This window comes from Magnetospirillum molischianum DSM 120, from assembly GCF_000294655.1.
Classification (GTDB): domain Bacteria; phylum Pseudomonadota; class Alphaproteobacteria; order Rhodospirillales; family Magnetospirillaceae; genus Phaeospirillum; species Phaeospirillum molischianum.
In genome coordinates, this window is sequence record NZ_CAHP01000034.1 from 124,799 (window position 1) to 146,921 (window position 22,123).

The following is a 22,123-nucleotide window of genomic DNA, read 5'->3' on the forward strand; positions in this document are numbered from 1 at the left end:
TCCTCAATCAATCCCGTAATCCTGGATGCGGACGACGTAATCGCCACTGCCGCCAAGCTGAGTCCGCAGAGCCGACGCCTCTTCACAATCGGTGACGAAGGTCTGGATCGCGGACAGGGCGCATTCCTCGGGTTTGCGGCCCAAAGCGCGGGCAGCGATGTAGAGGCGTTGGGCCAGATCAAGGGGGATGTCGATGCGCACCGACAGGCTCCTTTGCTATTTTCTTGATTCTCACACCGGTTCCGACGAAAACCCAGGACCATGAGCTCGCTGTCCGATCATATCGCGCTTCGGCGCACCTTCGCCATCATCTCCCACCCCGATGCGGGTAAAACCACGCTGACGGAAAAGCTGTTGCTGTTCGGCGGAGCGATCCAGATGGCCGGAGCCGTGCGCGCGCGCGGAGAGCAGCGCCGCACCCGCTCGGACTGGATGGCGATCGAAAAAGAACGCGGGATCTCGGTGTCGGCTTCGGTGATGACGTTCGAGCATGAAGGGCTGACCTTCAACCTGCTCGACACGCCGGGCCACGAGGACTTTTCCGAGGATACCTATCGCACCCTGACGGCGGTGGATTCGGCGATCATGGTATTGGACGCGGCGAAGGGCATCGAGACCCAGACCCGCAAGCTGTTCGAGGTCTGTCGTCTGCGCGACGTCCCGATCGTCACCTTTATCAACAAGGTCGATCGCGAAGGCCGTGAGACCTTCGATCTGCTCGACGAGATCGAAAAGACCCTGGCGCTCGACGTCTCGCCGGTGACTTGGCCGATCGGGATGGGGCGCGATCTGAAGGGCGTCTACGATCTGACCCGTGACCGGGTGATCCTGTTCGATCCGGGGCGCGGCGATCACATCGCCGAAATCGGCCTGGACGCCAGCCTGGATTCGCCGGAACTCGACCGTGTGGTCGGTGCGGCGGCGGCAGAGAAACTGCGGGAAGAAGTCGAGCTGGTCCGCGCCGGTTTCCCTGAGTTCGATATCGATGCGTTCCGCGCCGGTCACCAGACTCCGGTGTTTTTCGGCAGCGCGCTGAAGACCTTCGGCGTCGCTGAATTGCTGCGCGGAATCGGACGGCTGTCGCCGGCACCAATGGCGCGCAAGGCGGTCAGCCGTACCGTCGAGCCGGACGAGGCCAAGGTCACCGGCTTTGTTTTCAAGGTCCAGGCCAACATGGACCCCAATCACCGCGACCGCATCGCCTTTTTCCGTATTTGTTCGGGTACGTTCCGGCGTGGCATGAAGCTGCGTCACATCCGTACCGGCAAGGCGATGGCCCTGGTCAATCCGGTGTTCTTCCTTGCCCGCGACCGGGAACTGGCCGAGGAAGCCTATCCCGGCGACATCATGGGCATTCCCAATCACGGCCAGTTGCGGATCGGCGATACGCTGTCGGAAAGCGAGGATCTGAATTTCCTCGGTATCCCGACCTTTGCCCCCGAAGTGCTGCGTCGGGTTCGGCTCGACGATCCGATGAAGGCCAAGCAGTTGAAAAAGGCGCTGGAGGATCTGGCCGAAGAGGGCGTCAGCCAGGTATTCAAGCCGCAAGACGGTTCGACCTGGATCGTCGGCGTGGTCGGGCCGTTGCAGTTCGATGTGCTCTCGACCCGGATCGAAAGCGAATATTCGATCAAGGCCGGGTTCGAGGAGGCACCGTTCGTTACTGCCCGCTGGGTCGCCTGCGACGACGACGCGACGATGCGGCGTTTCATCGATGCCAATAAGTCCAATATGGCCGAGGATCGCGACGGCGGGCTGGTCTATCTTGCCCGGAATTCGTGGCAATTGACCCGCGCCCAGCAGGATTTCGAAACCGTTCGCTTTACCGCGACCCGTGAACAGCATTAACGGAAATTGGACACGGACGACACTGGACGGGGGGCGATTTGCCCCCCAGATAGGATGCGGTTTATCGTAACCCCCGGAAGGCAATGACCATGACTCCCCAGGAACGATCCTTGATCCAGAGCGTCTTTGACCGTTTGGCGCGTCTGGCTGGCTCTCCCAAGGACTCGGAAGCCGAGGCTCTTATCCTCGCCTCGATTCGACAGATTCCCGACGCCCCCTATCAGTTGGTCCAGGCGGTGGTGGTGCAGGAGCAGGCTCTCAACGAGGCCGACGCCCGGATCGCCGAGCTTCAGCGCCAGTTGGCCGAGGCCCAGGCTCAGGCCCGGACCGCTCAACCCGCACAACAGCCCGCGTCCGGCGGTCTGTTCTCCGGCATCAATCCGTGGGGCCGCTCTCGCGTGCCGCAAACCCCCGCTGCCCCGGCTCCGGGCTATGCTCCGGCTCCTCCTCCCGGCTTTGGCGGTGGTCAGCCCGCGTATCCCCAGCCCCCCCAGTCAAGCCCATGGGGCGGCGGTGCTCCATCGGCTGGCGGCAGCTTCCTGCGCACGGCGGCCGGAACCGCTGTTGGTGTCGCGGGCGGTGTCATGCTGGCCCAAGGACTTTCGAGCATGTTCGGCGGCAGTCACGCCGCTGCGGCCGCGGCTCCCAATGTGCCGCCCGCCGCAGATCCCGCCGCCGCCGCCCCGGTGTCCTACGACACCCAGGTTGCCGACACTGGCGGCTATGATGCTGGCGGCGATTACACGGCCGATGGTTTCGACGGTGGCTTCGACGACAGTTCTTACTAATCCTGTGATGGGTGGGTGGGAGTGGTCCCGCCCACCACGTCCATCCGGCTGAAGAACCGGATCGGCGGCGTGGCGAAGGCGAAGCGCCACCCCTTAGGGTTGGAATGGTCCCGTGCCCCCACCCGCCATTTCCCTAAACCGTCACCGAATCGAAACGAATTAAGGCAGATATTACAGCCTGTTAGCTGGATTGGTTTCCGGCCTTGACACGGGTGGGCCTACCCCTTATGGTGCCCGCGCTTTTGGCACCGTCGGGCCAATGGGGGCTTTTCGAGGATTACGGCATGGCTGACCCCGAGACGACCCCGTCCCTGGAGGAATTCGAGTCCCGTCTGCGCGAGGCGCGGAAACGGGAGGAAGAAGATTCCGGACGGGAGGCGGAGCGCAAGGGCGGCCCCACCAGCATGGGGCTGGGCTTTCGCATCGGCATCGAACTCGTTGCCGGGCTGGTGCTTGGGGTTGGGCTTGGCTGGGTTCTCGACCTGTGGCTGAAGACCGGTCCCTGGCTGATGCTGCTGTTCCTCTTTATCGGAGGGGCGGCCGGTGTCATGAATGTTCTCCGCGTCATGCGCGGCCTGGATCAGACGGTCGGTTTCGGCCAGGCGCAACGGCGCGCCGGACAGGCGCAGGACCATTGAAAGAGGCGTGCAGTGGCTAATCCAATCGAACAGTTCAAGATCCTGCCGTTGGTTCCCCTCAAGGTCGCGGGTGTGGACATCTCGTTCACGAACTCTGCGGCGATGATGGTTCTGGCGGTCTGTCTGACCACCCTGTTCCTGACGCTGTCGGTCCGCTCGCGCGCCCTGGTTCCGGGCCGTTGGCAGTCGCTGGCGGAAATCTTCTACGAATTCATCGCCGGAATGCTGCGCGATAATGTCGGGTCCGAAGGGCGGCGTTATTTCCCCTTCGTCTTCAGCCTGTTCATGTTCGTGCTGTTCGGCAACGTCCTGGGTCTGTTGCCGATCCCTGCGATCGGCTTCACCTACACCAGTCACATCATCGTTACCTTCGCCCTTGCGGCGGTGGTGTTCGTTGGCGTGACGGTGATCGGCTTCTGGCGTCACGGTTTCCACTTCCTGCGGATGTTCTTCCCGGAAGGGGCGCCGCTGGTGACCGCCATCGTGCTGGTTCCGATCGAAATCATCTCGTATCTGTCGCGTCCGATCAGCCTGTCGGTCCGACTGTTCGCGAACATGACCGCCGGGCACATCATCTTGAAGATTCTGGGTGGCTTCGTCGTCACTCTGGGGTCGATGTATATTCTGCCGGGCGTTCTTCCCTTCGCCTTCCTGTCGGCGGTGACGGTGCTGGAAATCGGTATCGCCCTCTTGCAGGCGTATGTCTTCACCGTGCTGACCTGCATTTATCTGCACGATGCCATCCACATGCATTAAAGCCGGCGGCGGGTCCGAGGCTTGATTTTCTGTCCTTGAAGGAGCTTGAGGAACATGGATTACGAATCTGCGAAAGTGATCGGTGCTGGTCTGGCCGCTATCGGTGTGATCGGTTCTGGTGTCGGCGTCGGCTCGGTTTGGTCGTCCCTGATCGCCACTGTCGGCCGCAACCCGTCGGCCAAGTCTAACGTCGAGCTTTACGCTTGGATCGGTTTCGCGGTGACCGAAGCCATCGCGCTGTTCGCCCTGGTCATTTCGCTGATGATCCTCTTCAAGTAGGACGGCGGTTCTCCTCGGAGGACGGGAACGGCGCCGCGCGGGAACTTCTCGGTCGCGGCCCACCCCGTCTTCGGGGGGGAGAAAAAGCTCGCTCGTCCCTCATTCTCCAGGAGCTTCCGGGATGCCCCAGTTCGACCCGGCATTGTTCACGCCGCAGCTATTCTGGCTGTTGCTCACCTTCATCGCGCTCTATGCGTTGATGGCCCTGGTGGCCCTGCCCAAGATCGGCGCCGTTCTTGACGAGCGTCAGCGCAGGATCGACGACAATCTCGACAAAGCCGCGCAGTTGAAGGCTGAAGCCGACGCCGCTGTGGCCGCCTATGAAAAGGCGCTGGCCGAGTCCCGAGCTCAGGCTCAGAAAGTCATTCGCGAAGCTGCCGACCGTCTCGCCCGCGAGGCGGACGAACGCAATCGCGCCCAGGCCACGCGCCTTGCCGCTCTCATCAAGTCCGGCGAGCAGCGTATTGCCGCCGCCAAGGCTCAGGCCCTGGCCAATGTCCGCGCCGTTGCCATCGACGTCGCCGCTTCGGTGGTTGAGCGTTTGGTCGGTCAAGCGGCCGAACCGGCCAAGCTGGAAGCTTCGGTGACCGCCGCTTTCGAGGAGCAGGGCCGATGATCTCTACCGCTTATGCCGCGACCGAGGCCGCCGCACACGCCGGTCCGTTCTATACCGAGGCTCATTTTTGGGTCAACGTCGCCTTCCTGCTGGTGATCGGCTTGGCTTGGCGTCCGGTGGCTCGTGCCATTGCCGCCGCCCTCGACGCCCGTTCGGCCAAGATCAAAGGCCGGATCGACGAGGCCCATCGTCTGCGCGAGGAAGCTCAGGAACTGCTCGCCACCTATCAGCGCAAGCAGCGTGACGCGATGCGTGAGGCCGAGGAAATCATCGCTCACGCTAAGGCCGAGGCCGAGCGTTTGGCCCATCAGGCCGCCCGCGATCTGGAAGTCCAGATGAAGCGGCGTGAGCAGATGGCGCTGGATCGTATCGCCCAGGCCGAGGCTCAGGCGCTGAAGGAAGTTCAGCACACCGCGGTCGATATTGCTATTGGTGCTGCCACCAAGGTGATCGGCGAAAGCCTGTCGGCTGGGCAGCGCGCCAAGCTGGTCGATCAGTCGATCCGTACCTTGCCGGCGAAACTGCACTAAGTAAGGCAGTGTAGGCGAGGGCGGATGGAAATCCGGATCGTCAGGTCGGATAAGAAGCGTTTTCTCGATCTGCTGTTGCTCGGTGACGAGCAGGAATCAATGATCGACCGCTATCTCGACCGGGGGACGTTATTCGTCCTTGACGATTTCGGGACGAAAAGTATCTGCGTTGTTACCGACGAGGGCGAGGGGATTTTCGAGGTCAAGAATCTCGCCACTGCGCCGGACTCACAGCGTCGGGGCTATGGTGGTGCGCTGCTGGAACATGTGGTGGCGCACCATACCGCACGGGGGCGGTGGATGTTGGTTGGGACCGGGGACAGTCCTCAGACTGTACCTTTCTACCGGCATCATGGTTTTGAACCGTCTCACCGTGTCGCCAATTTTTTTCTCGACCATTACGACCATCCGATCTTCGAAAACGGCGTTCAGCTGGTCGATATGATCTATCTGAAGCGGTCTCTCGCTTACGTCTGAGACGAACCGGCCAAGGGGTCAGATCGAGAATTGGTGTACACACCCCCACCAGACCAAACGGAAAGACACTACAATAGGGCGGCCTACCAAATAGGCCGCCCTGTTCTTTTGTGCGTTGGATGTCTTGGAGAAGAAGCGGCGCTACTCGTCGGCACAGGCCCAGGAGCTTACAGCCCGAGTTCGGCGAGGATGCGCCCGGCCGCGATGGCGGGATCGGCTGCGGCGGTGATGGGGCGGCCGATGACCAGGATATCAGCGCCGCGATCACGGGCTTCAGCAGGGGTCAGCACCCGCTTCTGATCGCCCGTTTCGCTCCAGGCGGGGCGAATTCCCGGTACGACCAGGGTGAAATCGGGACCGCATTCGGCCCGGACCGCTGCGATCTCCAGAGGAGAGCAGACAATACCATCGGCACCGTTGTCCTGGGCGAGGCGGGCCAGTCGCCGGACCTGATCGGCGACGGAACCGCAGAAGCCGACCGCTTCGGCAGCGGCCTGATCAAGGCTGGTCAGGACCGTCACCGCGATCACCTTGGGAGGGGCAATTCCCTGCTTGGCGGCGCTGTCACGCCCGGCATCGGCGGCGGCGCGGATCATCTCTGCGCCGCCCGAGGCGTGCAGAGTGGTGATCGAGACCCCAAGACGGGCCACCGAGCGCATCGCGGCGGCAACGGTGTTGGGGATGTCGTGCAGCTTGAGATCAAGGAACAGCGGCAGGCCCGTCTCCCGAATCGCGGAGAGACCGTGAGAGCCGTTGGCGGTGAAATATTCCAGTCCGATCTTCAGCCCGCCAACCTGTCCGGCCAGGGTTCGGGCCAAAGCGGTGGCGGAGTCGGGCTCGGTGGTGTCGAGGGCGACGAAAACGGGATTGGCGGCAGTCATGTCAATACTCGAAGGAAAAGGTGTCTCAGCCGCCGTCAGGACGGCCACGGATCGCGCCGAGCTGGCGTTCGAGGCTTTCGATCCGGCGGGATTTGTCGCGGGATTGGCGGCGGTCCGGGGTGGCGGCGATCCACGCCAGGGTCACGCCGCCAATCAGCCCGATGGCGAGGGGCAGCAGAACGACCAGAAAGGCGGGCAGCGCGATCGGATCGATCGGCAGCGGCCACAGCTCCAGATGCACTGCGGTACGGTTCGAAATGGCGAACACAGCCACCAGCAGGCCCAGCGGCAGACCGACGGACCAACCGAGCAGGCGGTTCATTCCTCGTCTCCGCCCACATTGAGGCGCTCGCGCAATTGCTTGCCGGTTTTGAAGAACGGCACGGTCTTGGACTCGACCGAGACGGCCTCGCCGGTTCTGGGGTTACGGCCCTGGCGCGGGTCGCGCCGTTTGACCGAAAAGGCCCCGAAGCCGCGTAGCTCAACCCGGTCGCCCCGAGCCAGCGCGTCGGCGATTTCGTCGAAAATGGTGGTGACGATGCGCTCGACATCCCGAAGATAAAGGTGGGGATTGCGCTCGGCCAAACGGGCGATCAGCTCCGACTTGGTCATGGGTCAAGGTCCTCGCATGCAATCGGACAATCTCGCAGAAGCATGCCCCAGCCCCCCGTTCTCGTCAAGTCAAGTCATTGAGGCCCAAAGGTTTTTACTTCTCGTCAGCCGAGGGTGTCACCACTTCCCAGGTGCCGTCTCCACCCCGGCAGGCGACCACGTCGCGGACGAAAGCGGGTGGGGTTCCGTCGTCGCCTCCGGTCTGTTGGCGCAGGGTCCGGCAATCGCGGCCACCGGAATCGGTCCAGGCTGCTCCGATCATCGTGACCTGGCCGCGATGATCGCGCAGGCTCCACGGCACCGGCTCTCCGGGACGGGCCGTCTCGGCGGCTTCGATCGTGGCGGCGGCCCACATTCGGCTGGGAGGCGGGTCCATGTATTCGCCGATCGCGTTACCGACCGCCGCGCCGGCGACCAGCCCCGATCCGGCAAAAACCCAGGGATAGCGGGTTCCGATCGCTGCCGCGCGGCCGATTCCGGCTCCTAACCCGGCTCCGGTGACGGTGCCGATCTTCTGTCCATCGGTCGGTTCGGCGCATCCGGCCAGTGCCGTTGCAAGCAAGACCAGTGTTGCCGATGTACCGAGGCGCATCGTCACACTCCTTCGCTACGGAAGGGCCGGGCCAGCAACGCGCGGATTGCTCCGTCGAGATCGGCACCGTGATTGAGAACGGCGTCGATGGCGGCGCAAATCGGCATCTCGATTCCGGCCGTCGCCGCCATGCCCAGAACCGCAGCGGCGGAATGAACACCCTCGGTGACCGAATGGCGGCCGCCGAGGATCTGCTGCAAAGTTTGCCCCTGCCCCAGGGCGAATCCCAGCGAATAGTTGCGCGACTGGGTTGACGAGGCCGTCAGGATCAGGTCGCCCAGACCGGAGAGTCCCATCAGGGTCTCGCGCCGTCCGCCTTGCGCCATCGCCAGCCGGGTCATCTCGGCCAGTCCCCGCGTGATCAGGGCGGCGCGGGCGTTGTCGCCCAGCCCCCGTCCTTCGACGATGCCGCAGGCGATTGCCAGCACGTTCTTGACCGCGCCGCCAATCTGGGCCCCGACCGGATCGTCGGACAGATAGGGGCGGAAGCTGGGGGTACCCAGCGCCTCGACCAGCGCCTGTCCCAGGCCGGGATCGGCGCAGGCCAGGGTGACCGCGGTCGGCAAGCCGCGTGCGACCTCGATGGCGAACGTCGGCCCGGACAGCACCGCGACGGTGGCTTCGGGCAATTCTTCCGTTACCACCCGCTCCATCAGGGCGTAGGTCGAGAGTTCGATTCCCTTGGAACAGATCACCGCCGGAGTGCCCGGCCGCCAGAACGGAGCCAGGGCGCGGCACCCGGCGCGCAGATGCTGGGCCGGAGTCACCAGCAAAACGGCGTCGGCGCTGGCGGCTTCGGCCTGATCGGCGGTGGCGTGGATGTCGCCGTCCAGCGCCACGCCCGGCAGGAACAGGTCGTTGGTTCGGCGGTTATTGACCGAATCGACGACTTCTGGCTCACGCGCCCACAGCGTTACCGATAATCCGGCGCGGCGGGCCGTCAGGGCCAGCGCTGTTCCCCAGGCTCCACCCCCCATGACTCCGATTCGCTTGAAACCGCCCATTTTGATCTATCCCCCGTCTGCCCAGGCTGTCCGGTTTACCCTGTCGATCCGGGCGGAGCAAGCCGGGCGTCGTCGTTATTCCCGGCCGTCATGTTCGTAAAGGCGGCGGACAATGAACAGCGGCCGTCCCTTTACCTCATCGAACACCCGGCCGAGATAATCGCCGATGATGCCGAGTGTCAGCAATTGCATCCCGCCCAGGAACAGAACCGAGACCAGGATCGATTCATAGCCCGGCACGTCGATCCCCCAGACCAGGGTTCTGATGATGCGGAACAGGATATAAAAGAAGGCCAATGAGGAGATGACGGCCCCGATGACTCCCCAGACTCGTAGCGGGAAGTTCGAAAACGAGGTCAGGCCGTCAAAGGCAAAACGCAGCAGCTTGATCGAACTGAATTTCGATGTTCCGGCGGCGCGCTCGCCCTGGTGATAGATGATCTCGGTGTGGTTGAAGCCGACCCAGGCAAAGATGCCCTTCATGAAACGCGAGCGTTCCGGCATCTCGTTGATGGTATCGATCACCCGGCGATCCATCAGGCGGAAATCGCCGACTTCACGCGGGAGCCGCACGTCGGACAGGTGGTCGAACACCCAATAGAAGGCACGGGCGAAGGCCCTTTCTTTCATGCCTTGGCCGGTGCGGGCGTCGCGACGGGCGAACACGACATCCCAACCCTCGCGCCATTTCGCCAACATCTCCCCGATGACCTCGGGGGGGTGTTGCAGGTCGGCGTCCATCGGCACCACCGCTTGGCCCCGGCTGTGGAATAAACCGGCCGAAAGCGCCTTTTCCTTGCCGAAATTGCGCGACAGATCGACGATCCGCAATGACGGTTCGGACTTTTGTACTGCTAGCAGCCGGGCCAGCGTGTCGTCGCTCGACCCGTCATTGACGCAGATCACTTCGACCGTGACGCCGAGGCCGTGCAACGCTGGCATCAGCCGTCCGAACAGCAGCGGAACATTTTCGCCTTCGTTGTAGCACGGGATCACTACCGACAAGACCGGAGCGGAGGCGTCGTCGTTTTTCTGGATCGTCATTCCTGGTTTCCGCCGCTTGCTTCGCTGTATCCAGCATCGCACCGACTGCTGTCCAGAGCAACGCGCGAGCCAGCGATGGCAAAGGTGATCCGCCCGGCGACGGCGACCTTGGGCACCACCAGTTCCGCGTCGGGACCGGCGGCGGCCAGTGCGGCGGCCTCGGCAACGCCGTGACAGCCGGTGGCGGCGAACACGGCGGCCGATGGATGGCGAAGGCGCGGTGTCTCACGCTCCAATCGCTCGGCGGAGAAGTAACAAATGGGGAGGTTCAGGTCAGCGGCGAGAGCGCACAGCGCCGCTTCGTCCCTGCGGCGGTCGAGACTAGCCAGCCCGGTCAGCGCCAGCGGCGACAGCGCATGAGCCGCCAGCATTTCGGCGGCAAGCCGGGCCAGGGCGGTTGGGTCAGGGCCAGGGCGGCAGCCGATCCCCAGCCACAACCCTCCCGCCACGGTCAGGTCTCTCGCGACAAGACAAACAAAGCCTGATCGGCGAACAGGTTGGCGATTCCGGCAGCGCGGGGCAGCGGCAGCACTCGGCCGTCACGATCGAGCGCGATCGCCTTATCGACCCGCACGTTCAGCGCGTCGCACAGGCCGAGGAAGTCGCGGATGGTACAAAAATGAATGTTGGGTGTGTCGTACCACTGATAGGTCAGGGTATCGGTGACCGGCATCGTTCCCCGGAACAGCAAATGGGCGCGAACCCGCCAATGGCCGAAATTGGGAAAGGACACGATGGCGTGCCGCCCGATCCGCAGCATGTTTTCCAACACTTTGCGCGGTTCGTGGGTGGCCTGAAGGGTCTGACTGAGGATAACGTAATCGAACGCGCCGCTGGGATAATCCTTCAGATCGGTATCCGCGTCGCCCTGAATCACCGACAGGCCGTGGCCGACCCCGGCCGACACGCCTTCCATCGACAGTTCGATTCCGCGTCCGTCAACGCCGCGATTGCGCCCCAGCCAGTCGAGCAGCGCCCCTTCGCCGCAACCGACGTCAAGCACGCGGGCACCAGGCTCGACCATCTCGGCGATCAGCTTCAGATCGACGCGCAACGGGCCATTCGCCAGGGTCATCATCGTCCGTACCGCCTTTGTCCGGTGGGCGGCGGCAAGCCTCGATGGGCGGCGGCGCCATCAAGGAAACCGGCCAGGGTGGCGTGAAATTCCGGTTCGTCCAGCAGGAAGGCGTCGTGTCCCTTGTCCGAGAGGATCTCGACAAAGCTGACGTTCGCCGCTACCGCGTTCAGGGCATGGACAACGGCGCGGCTTTCCGGGGTGGGGAACAGCCAGTCGCTGGAGAACGACACCACGCAGAAGCGGGTCCGGGTGCCGCGAAAGGCGTTGGCCAGCACGCCGCCATTTTCTGCCGCTAGGTCGAAATAATCCATCGCCCGCGTGATGAAAAGGTAGGAATTGGCGTCGAAGCGATCGACGAACGTCGATCCCTGATGGCGCAGATAGCTTTCGACCTGGAAATCGGCATCGAAGCCGTAGGTGATGTGCTCGCGGTTCTGAAGGTTGCGGCCAAATTTCTGGTGCAGCGCCGGTTCCGACAGATAGGTGATGTGCGCGGCCATCCGCGCCACCGCCAGCCCGCGCTTGGGCCGCAGGCCGTGGCTTTGATAATCGCCGTCGCACCAGTCGGGATCGGCCATGATCGCCTGACGGCCAACTTCGTTGAACGCGATGTTCTGGGCGGAATGGCGGGCGGCGGACGCGATCGGAATTGCCGCGAACACCCGCTCGGGATGGCTGTGCGCCCATTCCAGAACCTGCATTCCGCCCATCGAGCCGCCGATGACGCAGAACAACTGGTCGATGCCAAGATGGTCGATCAGCCGGGCCTGGACCTCGACCATATCGCCGATGGTGATGACCGGAAAGGACAGTCCCCATGGTCGGCCGGTAGCTGGATCGATCTCGGCCGGGCCAGTGGTGCCCATGCAGCCGCCAAGGACGTTGGAGCAGATCAGGAAATAACGGTCGGTGTCGAGCAGCCGCCCCGGCCCGACCAGATCGACCCACCAGCCCGGCTTCCCCGTGATCGGATGCGGGTCGGCGACATGGTGGTCGCCGGTAAGCGCATGGCAGATCAGAATGGCATTGGAACGGTCGGCGTTAAGGTGGCCGTAGGTGCGGTAGGCGACGGTCACTGGTCCCAACTCGACACCGCAATCGAGACGGATCGGGCGGTCAAGCCCCAGTTCGACACGGTGGTCGGGACTTAGGGCCGGATCGGCGGAAGGGGGTGTATCTGCTGCGCTCATCAGGTTGCTTATCATTTTTCGCGCGGAGGCGGGCAACGAACAGGGCATATCATCATGTCCTAGCTAGGTTCGCCATCCCCCAGAGTCAATGTTTTCTTTGATTTCCAAGCGCGGGGGCACTAAACCTATTCCCCTTGAACAGGATTTCGATCATCGCTTTGCCATGACCCAGGACAGTACCAGCCTCGACTCCCTTCGCCGTGAAATCGACAGTATCGACGAGTCGATTCACGATTTGTTGATCCAGCGTTCCGCGCTGGTCGAACGGATCGCCAATGCGAAGGGCGAAACGATTACGGTGCTTCGCCCCGGACGCGAAGCCGAGATTTTGCGCCGTCTGCTCGCCCGTCATCGCGGGCAATTCCCGCGCATGGCTCTGGTTCGGATCTGGCGCGAAATGATCGGTGCGCTGCTGGCGATCCAGGCCCCCTTCGCCGTCGCGGTCCAGTCTTCCGGGCGCGGTCCCGATTTCATCGAACTGGCCCGCAATCATTTCGGTGTCGTGGTGCCGCTCCAGGCTTGTCGAACTGCCGGTCAGGTGGTGCGCGCCGTTGCCGATAGCGAGGCTTCGGCCGGATTGGTGTCGATGCCCGCCGGAATCGAGATGGCTGACGAGCCTGAGCCGTGGTGGGCCAGTCTGGCCGTCGGCAGCGGAGAAGCCCCCCGCGTCGTCGCCCGTCTGCCGTTCGTCTCGCCGCCGCTTTCTTCCGGTGTGGCCGAGTTGCCTCAGGCGCTGGTGATTGCGTGCCGCGATCATGACGATACCGGCGACGACCGCACCTTGGTCGTGCTGGAGACCGGCCCCGACGTCAGCCGCGACCGTCTGCGCGCCGCCATGGCGGCGGGAGGGCTGGAATCGGCCGGGTTGCTGGCAATTTGCCGTCGCGGCGACGCCTGGCTGCATCTGATCGAGATTCAAGGGCACGTCGCCGTTGGCGATCCCCGTTTGGCGCGGCTGGCCGCCCAGCGCGAGCCGGTGGCTCACGTTTCGGTGATCGGCGGCTACGCCACGCCTCTTCCCCCCGAAAGCATTCCCTGAGCTAAAGAGCTATTTCGTGCCGTAACCTAGGAGTTTCCGCCCGTGTCCGCTCCCGCGCCCCGTCCCGGCATCATGGATGTCCGTCCCTATGTCGGTGGCGAATCCGCCCTTGAGGGTGTTAGCCGCGTCATCAAATTATCCTCGAACGAGGGTGCCCTGGGGCCGAGTCCCAAGGCGATGGAGGCGCTCGCGGCGCTGGCTCCCGAAATCCACCGCTATCCCGATGGTGGAGCTACTGAATTGCGTGCCGCTATCGCCGCCCGCTTCGGCTTCGCGGCGGATCGGATCGTCTGTGGTGCCGGTTCGGACGAATTGCTGGGCCTGTTGTGCCGGGCCTATGCCGGGCCGGGCGACGAGGTGCTGCAATCCGAGCACGGCTTCCTGATGTACGCGATTGCCGCCAAGGTCAGCGGCGCCACCCCGGTCAAGGCGGCCGAGGTCGATCTGACCGCCAGCGTTGATAATCTGCTGGCGGCGGTAACACCGCGTACCAAGATCGTTTATCTCGCCAATCCCAACAATCCGACCGGCACCTATCTGCCGAAGGACGAGGTGGCGCGGCTGCGTGCCGGTCTGCCCGATCATGTTCTGCTGGTCATCGACGCCGCTTATTCCGAGTTCGTTTCGGCCGAGGATTATTCCTGCGGCAAGGAACTGGTCGAGGCTGGCGAGAATACCGTGGTCTGCCGCACCTTCTCGAAGATCTATGCCCTGGGCGGCCTGCGCCTGGGCTGGGCCTATTGCCCCGACTCGATCGCGGACGTGCTGAACCGGGTGCGCGGCCCGTTCAATGTTTCGTCGTCGGCGCTGATTGCCGGTCTGGCTGCCTTCAACGACACCGAGCACTATGCCCGTGCCAAGTCCCACAACGAGGCATGGCGTTCCTGGTTGGCTGACCGGCTGACCGAACTTGGCCTGACCGTGGTGCCCAGTGTGGCGAACTTCCTCCTCGTCCACTTCCCGCACGAGGCCGGGCGCGATGCCGCTGCCGCCGATGCCTATCTGCGTCGCAATGGTATCATCGTCCGGGCGATGGCCAGCTATGGCCTGCCCGACAGCCTGCGTATCACCATCGGTAATGCCGAGGAAACCCAGGCGGTGGCGGAGACCCTGGCCACGTTCCTTGCCGGCGAGGCAGAAGGATGACCGACGAGTCATCCTTCGATACCGTTTGTCTGGTCGGGATCGGTCATATCTGTGCGTCTCTGGCGGTGGCACTGCGTCGGAACGGCTTGGCCCGGCGCCTGGTGGCGTTGGAGATTGACCCCGAGGCTCGTCGCGTTGCCCTGGAGATGGGGCTGGTTGACGAGGCTACCGACGACCCCGCCCGCGCCGTTCCCGGTGCGGGGTTGGTGGTGGTCGGCGTTCCGGTGGGAGCGATGGAGCAGGTCGGTGCCGTGATCGGCCCGCATCTGACCGCGGGAACCATTGTCACCGATACCGGCTCGGTCAAGCAGGCGGTGGTGCGCGACCTGGGGCCGCATATCCCCGACGGGGTGCACTTTATTCCCGGCCATCCCATCGCGGGCACCGAGCATTCCGGTCCGTCCAGCGCCGTTGACGGGCTGTTCGTCGGGCGTTGGCAGATTTTGACTCCGGTGCCCGGGACCGACGAGGCGGCGCTGGAGCGTCTGTCCGAGATGTGGCGGCGGATCGGCTCGGATGTCGAGATCATGGACCCGCAGCATCACGATAAGGTGCTGGCGATCACCTCGCATCTGCCGCATCTGATCGCCTATACCATCGTCGGCACCGCGAGCGATCTCGAAGGCCATCTTCAGCACGAGGTCATCAAGTTCTCGGCCTCGGGTTTTCGCGATTTCACCCGCATCGCCGCGTCCGATCCCGTGATGTGGCGCGACGTCTTCCTCAGCAATCGCGAGGCGGTGCTGGAAGTCATCCAGCGCTTCACCGAGGATCTGACCGCGTTGCAGCGGGCGATCCGCTGGGGCGAGGGCGAGACCTTGCAGCAAAAATTCACCGAGACCCGCGCGATCCGCCGGGCCATTATCGATGCCCGTCAGGCGTGAGGGCGGCGCGGGCCGTCAGCCGCCGGGGGGGTTCCCTCCTTACGCAACGTGAAGCGCACTGGCATGACCGGCACCGATTTTAATCTCGATACCCTCACTCCGCACGATGCGGCGATCGAACTGGACCGTCTGGCCCACGAAATCGCCCGTCATGACAATGCCTATCACGTTCTGGCATCGCCGCTGATCGACGACGGCGCGTATGACGCCCTGGTTCGGCGCAATGCCGCGATCGAGGCGCGCTTTCCCGATCTGATCCGTCCCGACAGCCCGTCGCGGCGAGTCGGCGCACGGGGGGCCGAGGGCTTTGGCAAGGTGGTGCACCGCACGCCGATGCTGTCGCTCGACAACGCTTTCTCCGAAAGCGATGTCGCCGATTTCGTCCAGAAGGTTCGCCGCTTTCTCGGCTTCACGCCCGAGGAGGCGCTGGGCTTCGTCGCCGAGCCGAAAATCGACGGTCTGTCGATCAATCTCCGCTACGAGGGCGGGCGGCTGGTTCAGGCCGCGACCCGTGGCGACGGTACCGAGGGCGAGGATGTTACCGCCAACATCCTGACCCTCGACACGGACCAATTGCCGCGCGAGTTGCCCGCCGACGCCCCCGCCTCGATCGAGATTCGGGGCGAGGTCTATATGGCGAAGGCGGATTTCCTCGACCTTAACCGTCGTCAGGAAGAGTCCGGGGACAAGCCGTTTGCCAATCCGCGCAATGCCGCCGCCGGATCGTTGCGTCAGCTTGATCCGTCGGTGACCGCAGGTCGGCGTCTCAGCCTGTTTGCCTACGCGGTCGGCGATGCGTCCGAACCCTTCGCCTCCAGCCATTGGGGCCTTCTCTCGCAACTGAAGGCGTGGGGCTTCAAGGTCAATCCGCTGGTCAGCCCGTGCGGCACGGTTGCCGAACTGATGGCTTTCTTCCAGGTGCTGGCCGAGCATCGCGCCAAGCTGGATTACGATATCGACGGCGTTGTCTATAAGGTTGACGATATCGACCTGCAACGTCGCCTGGGGATGGTCAGCCGCTCGCCGCGCTGGGCAATCGCCCACAAATTCCCCGCCGAGCAGGCCACCACCCGGCTGGAGCGGATCGAGATTCAGGTTGGTCGCACTGGTGCGCTGACCCCGGTGGCAATTCTGGCTCCGGTCAATGTCGGCGGCGTCGTTGTCGCCCGCGCCACCCTCCATAACGAGGATGAGGTTGTCCGCAAGGACGTTCGCGTCGGCGACATGGTGATCGTCCAGCGCGCCGGTGACGTGATCCCCCAGGTGGTGGGCGTGATCGAGGGGCTGCGGCCCGAGGGAACCGAACCGTTCGTGTTTCCCTCCGTCTGTCCGGTTTGCGGCGCGCATGCCGAACGGCCGACGGGCGAGGTGGTGCGCCGGTGTGTCGGTGGGTTGACCTGCGACGCCCAGGCCAAGGAACGCCTGCGTCACTTCGCTGCCCGCACCGCCTTCGATATCGAGGGGCTGGGGGAAAAGAACGTCGAATTCCTGTGGGAGCGCGGCTTGGTCCGTAAGCCCGCCGATATCTTCCGGCTGGAAGTGGCCGACAGCGCATCGCTGACCCGGCTGGAGAATTTCGACGGTTGGGGCAAGAAGTCGGCCGACAAGCTGTTCGCCTCGATTCGCTCCCGTGCCCAGATCGGGCTGGAACGCTTTATTTTCGCGCTGGGCATCCGCCAGATTGGCGAGGCTACCGCCCGCCGTCTGGCCCGTCATTACGGCACGCTGGAGCAGTGGCGGACGGCGATGGTCCAGATCCGCGAAGGCGACGAGGAAGCCCGCGCCGAGCTGACCTCGATCGAAGATATCGGCCCATCGGTGGCCAAGGATCTGGCTGATTTCTTTGCCGAGGATCATAATCTGGTCGCGCTGGACGATTTGATCGCGGCGATGGCGGCGTTGGGGGGCGGGATCGATCCGGCCCGTAAGATCGAGGCGGCGGATTCGCCGCTGTCGGGGCGAACCCTGGTCTTCACCGGCACCCTGACCCGGATGACCCGCGACGAAGCGAAGGCGCGTGCCGAATCGATGGGGGCCAAGGTGGTTGGACGGGTGACCCGTAAGACAGATTTCGTCGTCGTCGGCGCCGATGCCGGGTCGAAGGCAACCGCCGCCCGCGATCTTGGTCTTGCGCTGTTGTCCGAAGAGGAATGGCTGGCTTTGTGCGGCGCATCCCGCCCCGCTCACGCCGGTCGTCCGGCCCCCGTTTCGGACGCATGAGCGGCGGTCCGCTCACCGCCTACCGCGAGCGGGTGAACGCGGGCGCGATCAAACCCGACATCGCTCAGGCCGTCGCGATCGAGAAGCTGCATGAGCTTCATCTGGCCTTGACCGGCTATCGCCCGGCTTTGGCCGGAACCGGCTGGTTGGCTCGGTTCGGTCTTCGACGAGGGCGGTCTTTGCTGGGCGGCGACCGCTCCCGCCCCTACCAGGGCATCTATATCTTCGGCGAGGTCGGACGCGGCAAGTCGATGCTGATGGACCTGTTCTTCGAGACAGCCACCATCCCCGGAAAGAAGCGCGTTCACTTCCACGAATTCATGCGCGATCTCCATGTCGAGATCCACCGCTGGCGTCAGGCTCCCAGCCGCCGCGACGCTGACCCGATCCCCAAATTGGCCCGCGCCGTTGCTGCCGAGGCGTGGTTGCTGTGCCTGGATGAGTTGCAGGTCACCGATATCGGCGATGCGATGATCGTCGGCCGGTTGTTCCAATGCATGCTCGATGAGGGCGTGGTGATGGTGATCACCTCGAACCGGCCACCATCGGACCTTTATAAAGACGGGTTGCAGCGCGACCGCTTCCTGCCCTTCATCGCTCTGATCGAGCAAAGGTTCGAAATCCTCGAACTGAAATCCGAGCGCGACTACCGCTTGGGACGCAAACGCGGTCTGCGCGTCTTCCACTCTCCTAATGACGAGGCCGCCGAATCGGCGCTGGAGCTGGCTTTTGCCCGCTTGACCGAAGGCGTTGTCGCGATTCCTCACACCTTCGAGGTCAACGGCCATCCGGTTCGGGTACCGCTGGCGGCCGTCGGCGTCGCCCGCTTTTCCTTTGCCCAATTGTGCGGTGCCGCGTTGGGGCCGTCGGATTACCTGGAGCTGGCGGGGCGTTATCACACCCTGATTCTGTCCGACATCCCGATCCTGTCGCCCGCCAATGCCGACAAGGCCCGGCGTTTCGTCACCCTGGTCGATGCGTTGTACGAGCGCCGCGTCACCCTGATCTGTTCCGCCGCCGCGCAGCCGGAACACCTGTATCCCGAAGGCGTCGGTGCGTTCGAATTCCAACGCACGGTGTCCCGCTTGATCGAGATGCAGAGCGAGGGATGGATCGCACGGGAATAAAGCGATTCCGCTGGATTCCGCCCCATCCTTTAGGGTGGCGAAAACCCCTCCGGGTAGGGTATGTTCGAATGGGTCTAGTGATTGCGGACCTGTTTGCTGCAAGCGCGCTGGAATGAACGATATTTCGTAGGTGTTGTCCCGTCGGCAATGTCCTTGCCCTTGGGCTGAAAACCGGGTACCAAAGCCGACCGACGGTGATTGCGGCGGCTGTTTTGCGCCCACCCGTCAGAGCAATTTGTTACCACGTTCGAGGGAATTTCCCATCATGGCTCGCAAGAAGATCGCTCTCGTAGGGTCCGGCAATATCGGCGGCACGCTCGCCCATCTGATCGGCCTGAAGGAACTGGGCGACGTCGTCCTGTTTGACGTCGTCGAGGGCGTGCCGCAGGGCAAGGGGCTGGACATCCAGGAATCGACTCCGGTCGAGGGTGTCGATGTCCGCTATACCGGCGCCAACGACTATGCCGCGATCAAGGGTGCCGACGTGGTGATCGTCACCGCCGGTGTCGCGCGCAAGCCGGGGATGAGCCGCGACGATCTGGTCGGCATCAACCTCAAGGTGATGAAGGCCGTCGGCGAAGGCATCCGCGAAAACTGCCCCGATGCGTTCGTCATCTGCATCACCAATCCGCTCGACGTGATGGTGTGGGCGTTGCAGCATTTCTCCGGCGTGCCCGCCAACCGGATCGTCGGCATGGCCGGCGTGCTGGATTCCGCTCGCTTCCGCACCTTCCTGGCCGAAGAGTTCAACGTCTCGGTCGAAGATGTCACCGCGTTCGTTCTGGGTGGCCACGGCGACACGATGGTCCCGCTGGTTCGCTATTCCACCGTTGCCGGTATTCCGCTGCCCGACCTCGTTAAGATGGGCTGGACCACTCAGGAGCGCCTCGACAAGATCGTGCAGCGCACCCGTGATGGCGGTGCCGAGATCGTCAATCTGCTGAAGACGGGTTCGGCCTTCTATGCTCCCGCCGCGTCGGCGGTGGCGATGGCCGAATCGTATCTGAAGGACAAGAAGCGGGTTATGCCCGTCGCGACCCTGGTGAAGGCCGGTATTTACGGCCAGCCCGACGACGTGTTCGTCGGCGTGCCGGTGGTGCTGGGCGAGGGTGGCGTCGAGCGGGTGGTTGAGATCGCCCTCGATGCCGAGGAGCAGACTGCATTCAATAAGTCCGCCGACGCAGTGCGGGGACTGGTCACGGTCGCTAAAGGCCTGATCGGCTAAAAAAACACAGGGAGCAAACGCGAATGAATATCCACGAGTACCAAGCCAAGCAATTGCTGGCCCGGTACGGCGTCGCCGTGCTGAAGGGGGGGGTGGCTTACACCCCCGCCGAAGCCGGACAGGTTGCCGAAACCTTGGGCGGCCCGGTCTGGGTGGTTAAGGCCCAGATTCACGCTGGCGGTCGCGGCAAGGGCCATTTCCTGGGCGACAGCTCGGGCAAGGGCGGTGTCCGGGTCGTCAAGTCGATTAAGGAAGTCGAAGAGACCGTCAACGCGATCATGGGCAAGGTGCTGGTCACCGCCCAGACCGGCCCGGCCGGTCGCGAGGTCAAGCGCGTCTATGTCGAGCAGGGCTGTGACATTAAGCGCGAGCTGTATCTCGGCATGCTGATCGACCGCGCCACCTCGCGGATTACCATCATGGCCTCGACCGAGGGCGGCATGGAGATCGAAGAGGTCGCCGCCACCCACCCGGAAAAGATCACCAAGGTCGCGATCGATCCGGTCCAGGGCTTTCAGGCCTATCACGGCCGTCAGATCGCCTTCAGCCTGGGTCTTGAGGGCAAGCAGGTCAATTCCGCCGTCAAGTTCATCGGCGCCCTGTACAAGGCGTTCGTCGATCTCGATATGTCGATCGCCGAGATCAACCCGCTGGTCGTCTCGGGTGACGGCGACGTGATCGCGCTCGACGCCAAGATCAACTTCGACGACAACGCTCTGTTCCGTCACAAGGAAGTCGAGGAACTGCGCGACGAGGCCGAGGAAGATCCGGCCGAACTCGAAGCGGCTCGCCACTCGCTCAATTACATCAAGCTGGACGGCTCGATCGGCTGCATGGTCAACGGTGCCGGTCTGGCGATGGCGACGATGGATATCATCAAGCTGTATGGCGGCTCGCCCGCCAACTTCCTTGATGTCGGCGGCGGGGCGACCAAGGAGCGCGTTACCACCGCGTTCAAGCTGATCCTGTCCGATCCCAACGTCGAAGGCATCCTGGTCAACATCTTCGGCGGCATCATGCGGTGCGACGTTATCGCCGAGGGCGTTATCGCCGCCGCGCGTGAGGTCAGCCTCAACGTGCCGTTGGTGGTCCGGCTTGAGGGCACCAACGTCGAACTGGGCAAGAAGATCATGGCCCAGAGCGGTCTGCCCATCATCGCCGCCGACAATCTGGCGGATGCCGCCGAAAAGGTGGTCAAGGCCGTGAAGGAGGCTGCGTAATCATGGCCGTTCTCGTTAATTCCGAGACCAAGGTGATCTGCCAGGGCTTTACCGGCGCTCAGGGCACCTTCCATTCCGAGCAGGCGATCGCCTACGGCACCAAGATGGTCGGTGGCGTCACTCCGGGCAAGGGCGGCACCTCGCACCTTGACCTCCCGGTGTTCAACACCGTCGCCGAGGCCAAGGCCCGCACCGGCTGCAATGCCACCGTGATCTATGTGCCGCCGCCGTTCGCCGCCGACGCCATCCTTGAGGCGATCGACGCCGAGATCGAATTGGCCGTCTGCATCACCGAGGGCATTCCGGTCGCCGACATGCTGGCGGTCAAGCGCGCCCTGGTTGGGTCGAAGACCCGGCTGATCGGGCCGAACTGCCCCGGCGTCATCACCCCCGGCGAGTGCAAGATCGGCATCATGCCCGGTCATATCCATCGCCGCGGCAAGGTTGGCATCGTGTCGCGTTCGGGCACCCTGACCTATGAAGCGGTGGCGCAGACCACGGCTGCCGGTCTGGGCCAGACCACCTGCATCGGTATCGGTGGCGATCCGATCAACGGCACCAACTTCGTCGATAGCCTGGAAATGTTCCTGGACGATCCCGAGACCGAGGCGATCATCATGATCGGCGAAATCGGCGGCGATGCCGAGGTCAAGGGTGCCGAATTGCTGCGCGACTCGAAGATCAAGAAGCCGACCGTCGGCTTCATCGCCGGTCGTACCGCACCTCCGGGCCGCCGCATGGGTCATGCCGGTGCGGTGATCTCGGGCGGTAACGACACGGCCGACTTCAAGATCGAGGCCATGCGTTCGGCTGGAATCGCCGTTGCCGAATCTCCGGCGGCGTTGGGTTCGACGATGCTGGCTCTTCTGAAGGGCTGATCCCGCTCCCCCGGTCCGGCGACGTCGGAATGTCGGACCGGGGCCTATCGG

Annotated in this window: 25 protein-coding genes and 1 pseudogene; 16 read left to right on the forward strand and 10 right to left on the reverse strand. The window is 63.7% G+C overall.

What is annotated here, in order from left to right; translation table 11 throughout:
* Positions 1-3: 3 nt before the first annotated feature.
* The gene (locus PHAMO_RS14215) at positions 4-201 is read right to left on the reverse strand and encodes a hypothetical protein (RefSeq protein WP_002730304.1); all 198 of its coding nucleotides are present in this window, start codon (positions 199-201) and stop codon (positions 4-6) included.
* A gap of 60 nt (positions 202-261) precedes the next feature.
* On the opposite strand from PHAMO_RS14215, the gene PHAMO_RS14220 reads away from it, so the two are divergent.
* The 8 genes from PHAMO_RS14220 to PHAMO_RS14255 all read left to right on the forward strand — a co-directional run bounded on the left by PHAMO_RS14220 (position 262) and on the right by PHAMO_RS14255 (position 5,932).
* Positions 262-1,848, forward strand: coding sequence for a peptide chain release factor 3 (locus tag PHAMO_RS14220; RefSeq protein ID WP_002730306.1), 1,587 nt, complete (start codon positions 262-264; stop codon positions 1,846-1,848).
* A gap of 89 nt (positions 1,849-1,937) precedes the next feature.
* A complete protein-coding gene (locus PHAMO_RS14225) occupies positions 1,938-2,636 on the forward strand; it encodes a DUF2076 domain-containing protein (protein WP_040567375.1) in 699 nt (232 codons plus the stop codon).
* A gap of 284 nt (positions 2,637-2,920) precedes the next feature.
* The gene (locus PHAMO_RS14230; protein ID WP_002730309.1) at positions 2,921-3,274 is read left to right on the forward strand and encodes an AtpZ/AtpI family protein; all 354 of its coding nucleotides are present in this window, start codon (positions 2,921-2,923) and stop codon (positions 3,272-3,274) included.
* A 12-nt stretch (positions 3,275-3,286) separates the two neighbouring features.
* Positions 3,287-4,030 (forward strand): F0F1 ATP synthase subunit A, encoded by a 744-nt coding sequence (locus PHAMO_RS14235; RefSeq protein ID WP_002730310.1) that lies wholly within the window; start codon positions 3,287-3,289, stop codon positions 4,028-4,030.
* Between the two features lie 54 nt (positions 4,031-4,084).
* Complete coding sequence (locus PHAMO_RS14240) at positions 4,085-4,309, forward strand: ATP synthase subunit C (RefSeq protein ID WP_002730311.1); 225 nt, start codon at positions 4,085-4,087, stop codon at positions 4,307-4,309.
* Positions 4,310-4,430: 121 nt separating this feature from the next.
* A complete protein-coding gene (locus tag PHAMO_RS14245) occupies positions 4,431-4,925 on the forward strand; it encodes a F0F1 ATP synthase subunit B family protein (RefSeq protein ID WP_002730313.1) in 495 nt (164 codons plus the stop codon).
* Complete coding sequence (locus tag PHAMO_RS14250) at positions 4,922-5,455, forward strand: F0F1 ATP synthase subunit B family protein (RefSeq protein WP_002730314.1); 534 nt, start codon at positions 4,922-4,924, stop codon at positions 5,453-5,455. Before PHAMO_RS14245 ends, PHAMO_RS14250 begins: the two co-directional genes overlap by 4 nt.
* Positions 5,456-5,479: 24 nt before the next feature.
* The gene (locus tag PHAMO_RS14255; RefSeq protein WP_002730316.1) at positions 5,480-5,932 is read left to right on the forward strand and encodes a GNAT family N-acetyltransferase; all 453 of its coding nucleotides are present in this window, start codon (positions 5,480-5,482) and stop codon (positions 5,930-5,932) included.
* Between the two features lie 167 nt (positions 5,933-6,099).
* On the opposite strand, the gene pyrF is transcribed toward PHAMO_RS14255, so the two are convergent.
* The 9 genes from pyrF to metX all read right to left on the reverse strand — a co-directional run bounded on the left by pyrF (position 6,100) and on the right by metX (position 12,333).
* Complete coding sequence (gene pyrF, locus PHAMO_RS14260; protein WP_002730317.1) at positions 6,100-6,813, reverse strand: orotidine-5'-phosphate decarboxylase; 714 nt, start codon at positions 6,811-6,813, stop codon at positions 6,100-6,102.
* Between the two features lie 25 nt (positions 6,814-6,838).
* Positions 6,839-7,135: an ABC transporter permease family protein gene (locus PHAMO_RS14265; RefSeq protein WP_002730318.1), complete on the reverse strand. Its 297-nt coding sequence runs from the start codon at positions 7,133-7,135 to the stop codon at positions 6,839-6,841.
* Positions 7,132-7,425 (reverse strand): integration host factor subunit beta, encoded by a 294-nt coding sequence (gene ihfB, locus PHAMO_RS14270; protein ID WP_002730320.1) that lies wholly within the window; start codon positions 7,423-7,425, stop codon positions 7,132-7,134. The genes PHAMO_RS14265 and ihfB overlap by 4 nt, the downstream gene beginning before the upstream one ends.
* 94 nt (positions 7,426-7,519) lie before the next feature.
* Positions 7,520-8,017: a PHB depolymerase family esterase gene (locus PHAMO_RS14275; protein WP_002730321.1), complete on the reverse strand. Its 498-nt coding sequence runs from the start codon at positions 8,015-8,017 to the stop codon at positions 7,520-7,522.
* A gap of 2 nt (positions 8,018-8,019) precedes the next feature.
* Positions 8,020-9,021: an NAD(P)H-dependent glycerol-3-phosphate dehydrogenase gene (locus PHAMO_RS14280; RefSeq protein ID WP_002730322.1), complete on the reverse strand. Its 1,002-nt coding sequence runs from the start codon at positions 9,019-9,021 to the stop codon at positions 8,020-8,022.
* Between the two features lie 75 nt (positions 9,022-9,096).
* Positions 9,097-10,065 (reverse strand): glycosyltransferase family 2 protein, encoded by a 969-nt coding sequence (locus PHAMO_RS14285; RefSeq protein WP_002730323.1) that lies wholly within the window; start codon positions 10,063-10,065, stop codon positions 9,097-9,099.
* Complete coding sequence (locus PHAMO_RS14290; protein WP_002730325.1) at positions 10,062-10,514, reverse strand: cobalamin biosynthesis protein; 453 nt, start codon at positions 10,512-10,514, stop codon at positions 10,062-10,064. Before PHAMO_RS14290 ends, PHAMO_RS14285 begins: the two co-directional genes overlap by 4 nt.
* A gap of 2 nt (positions 10,515-10,516) precedes the next feature.
* On the reverse strand, positions 10,517-11,143 hold the full coding sequence (gene metW / locus PHAMO_RS14295) for a methionine biosynthesis protein MetW (RefSeq protein ID WP_002730326.1): 627 nt from the start codon (positions 11,141-11,143) through the stop codon (positions 10,517-10,519).
* On the reverse strand, positions 11,140-12,333 hold the full coding sequence (gene metX / locus PHAMO_RS14300) for a homoserine O-acetyltransferase MetX (protein ID WP_040567383.1): 1,194 nt from the start codon (positions 12,331-12,333) through the stop codon (positions 11,140-11,142). The genes metW and metX overlap by 4 nt, the downstream gene beginning before the upstream one ends.
* Positions 12,334-12,496: 163 nt before the next feature.
* On the opposite strand from metX, the gene PHAMO_RS14305 reads away from it, so the two are divergent.
* The 8 genes and pseudogenes from PHAMO_RS14305 (at position 12,497) to sucD (ending at position 22,072) form a co-directional block, all read left to right on the forward strand.
* Positions 12,497-13,372 carry a chorismate mutase gene (locus PHAMO_RS14305; protein ID WP_002730328.1) on the forward strand — a complete coding sequence of 292 codons (876 nt, stop codon included), beginning with the start codon at positions 12,497-12,499 and terminating at the stop codon, positions 13,370-13,372.
* A gap of 72 nt (positions 13,373-13,444) precedes the next feature.
* Entirely contained in the window at positions 13,445-14,518 is a 1,074-nt protein-coding gene (hisC, locus tag PHAMO_RS14310) for a histidinol-phosphate transaminase (RefSeq protein WP_235720855.1), read from the forward strand.
* Positions 14,515-15,402 carry a prephenate/arogenate dehydrogenase family protein gene (locus tag PHAMO_RS14315; RefSeq protein WP_002730331.1) on the forward strand — a complete coding sequence of 296 codons (888 nt, stop codon included), beginning with the start codon at positions 14,515-14,517 and terminating at the stop codon, positions 15,400-15,402. Before hisC ends, PHAMO_RS14315 begins: the two co-directional genes overlap by 4 nt.
* Positions 15,403-15,465: 63 nt before the next feature.
* Entirely contained in the window at positions 15,466-17,622 is a 2,157-nt protein-coding gene (ligA, locus tag PHAMO_RS14320; protein WP_002730332.1) for an NAD-dependent DNA ligase LigA, read from the forward strand.
* A complete protein-coding gene (zapE, locus tag PHAMO_RS14325) occupies positions 17,619-18,749 on the forward strand; it encodes a cell division protein ZapE (RefSeq protein WP_002730334.1) in 1,131 nt (376 codons plus the stop codon). Before ligA ends, zapE begins: the two co-directional genes overlap by 4 nt.
* A 265-nt stretch (positions 18,750-19,014) precedes the next feature.
* Entirely contained in the window at positions 19,015-19,974 is a 960-nt protein-coding gene (mdh, locus tag PHAMO_RS14330) for a malate dehydrogenase (RefSeq protein ID WP_002730335.1), read from the forward strand.
* 14 nt (positions 19,975-19,988) lie between these two features.
* Positions 19,989-21,194: pseudogene (sucC, locus tag PHAMO_RS14335) on the forward strand (ADP-forming succinate--CoA ligase subunit beta); the annotation flags it as partial.
* 2 nt (positions 21,195-21,196) lie between these two features.
* Positions 21,197-22,072: a succinate--CoA ligase subunit alpha gene (gene sucD / locus PHAMO_RS14340; protein ID WP_002730338.1), complete on the forward strand. Its 876-nt coding sequence runs from the start codon at positions 21,197-21,199 to the stop codon at positions 22,070-22,072.
* The last annotated feature ends 51 nt before the right edge of the window (positions 22,073-22,123 follow it).

Excerpts from the sequence above, each read along its gene's own strand:
- PHAMO_RS14220 (WP_002730306.1), top strand. The coding sequence starts at position 262 with ATGAGCTCGCTGTCCGATCATATCGCGCTTCGGCGCACCTTCGCCATC.
- PHAMO_RS14225 (WP_040567375.1), top strand. The coding sequence starts at position 1,938 with ATGACTCCCCAGGAACGATCCTTGATCCAGAGCGTCTTTGACCGTTTG.
- PHAMO_RS14230 (WP_002730309.1), top strand. The coding sequence starts at position 2,921 with ATGGCTGACCCCGAGACGACCCCGTCCCTGGAGGAATTCGAGTCCCGT.
- PHAMO_RS14240 (WP_002730311.1), top strand. The coding sequence starts at position 4,085 with ATGGATTACGAATCTGCGAAAGTGATCGGTGCTGGTCTGGCCGCTATC.
- PHAMO_RS14245 (WP_002730313.1), top strand. The coding sequence starts at position 4,431 with ATGCCCCAGTTCGACCCGGCATTGTTCACGCCGCAGCTATTCTGGCTG.
- PHAMO_RS14250 (WP_002730314.1), top strand. The coding sequence starts at position 4,922 with ATGATCTCTACCGCTTATGCCGCGACCGAGGCCGCCGCACACGCCGGT.
- PHAMO_RS14255 (WP_002730316.1), top strand. The coding sequence starts at position 5,480 with ATGGAAATCCGGATCGTCAGGTCGGATAAGAAGCGTTTTCTCGATCTG.
- pyrF (WP_002730317.1), bottom strand. The coding sequence starts at position 6,813 with ATGACTGCCGCCAATCCCGTTTTCGTCGCCCTCGACACCACCGAGCCC.
- PHAMO_RS14265 (WP_002730318.1), bottom strand. The coding sequence starts at position 7,135 with ATGAACCGCCTGCTCGGTTGGTCCGTCGGTCTGCCGCTGGGCCTGCTG.
- ihfB (WP_002730320.1), bottom strand. The coding sequence starts at position 7,425 with ATGACCAAGTCGGAGCTGATCGCCCGTTTGGCCGAGCGCAATCCCCAC.
- PHAMO_RS14275 (WP_002730321.1), bottom strand. The coding sequence starts at position 8,017 with ATGCGCCTCGGTACATCGGCAACACTGGTCTTGCTTGCAACGGCACTG.
- PHAMO_RS14280 (WP_002730322.1), bottom strand. The coding sequence starts at position 9,021 with ATGGGCGGTTTCAAGCGAATCGGAGTCATGGGGGGTGGAGCCTGGGGA.
- PHAMO_RS14285 (WP_002730323.1), bottom strand. The coding sequence starts at position 10,065 with ATGACGATCCAGAAAAACGACGACGCCTCCGCTCCGGTCTTGTCGGTA.
- metW (WP_002730326.1), bottom strand. The coding sequence starts at position 11,143 with ATGATGACCCTGGCGAATGGCCCGTTGCGCGTCGATCTGAAGCTGATC.
- metX (WP_040567383.1), bottom strand. The coding sequence starts at position 12,333 with ATGAGCGCAGCAGATACACCCCCTTCCGCCGATCCGGCCCTAAGTCCC.
- PHAMO_RS14305 (WP_002730328.1), top strand. The coding sequence starts at position 12,497 with ATGACCCAGGACAGTACCAGCCTCGACTCCCTTCGCCGTGAAATCGAC.
- hisC (WP_235720855.1), top strand. The coding sequence starts at position 13,445 with ATGGATGTCCGTCCCTATGTCGGTGGCGAATCCGCCCTTGAGGGTGTT.
- PHAMO_RS14315 (WP_002730331.1), top strand. The coding sequence starts at position 14,515 with ATGACCGACGAGTCATCCTTCGATACCGTTTGTCTGGTCGGGATCGGT.
- ligA (WP_002730332.1), top strand. The coding sequence starts at position 15,466 with ATGACCGGCACCGATTTTAATCTCGATACCCTCACTCCGCACGATGCG.
- zapE (WP_002730334.1), top strand. The coding sequence starts at position 17,619 with ATGAGCGGCGGTCCGCTCACCGCCTACCGCGAGCGGGTGAACGCGGGC.
- mdh (WP_002730335.1), top strand. The coding sequence starts at position 19,015 with ATGGCTCGCAAGAAGATCGCTCTCGTAGGGTCCGGCAATATCGGCGGC.
- sucD (WP_002730338.1), top strand. The coding sequence starts at position 21,197 with ATGGCCGTTCTCGTTAATTCCGAGACCAAGGTGATCTGCCAGGGCTTT.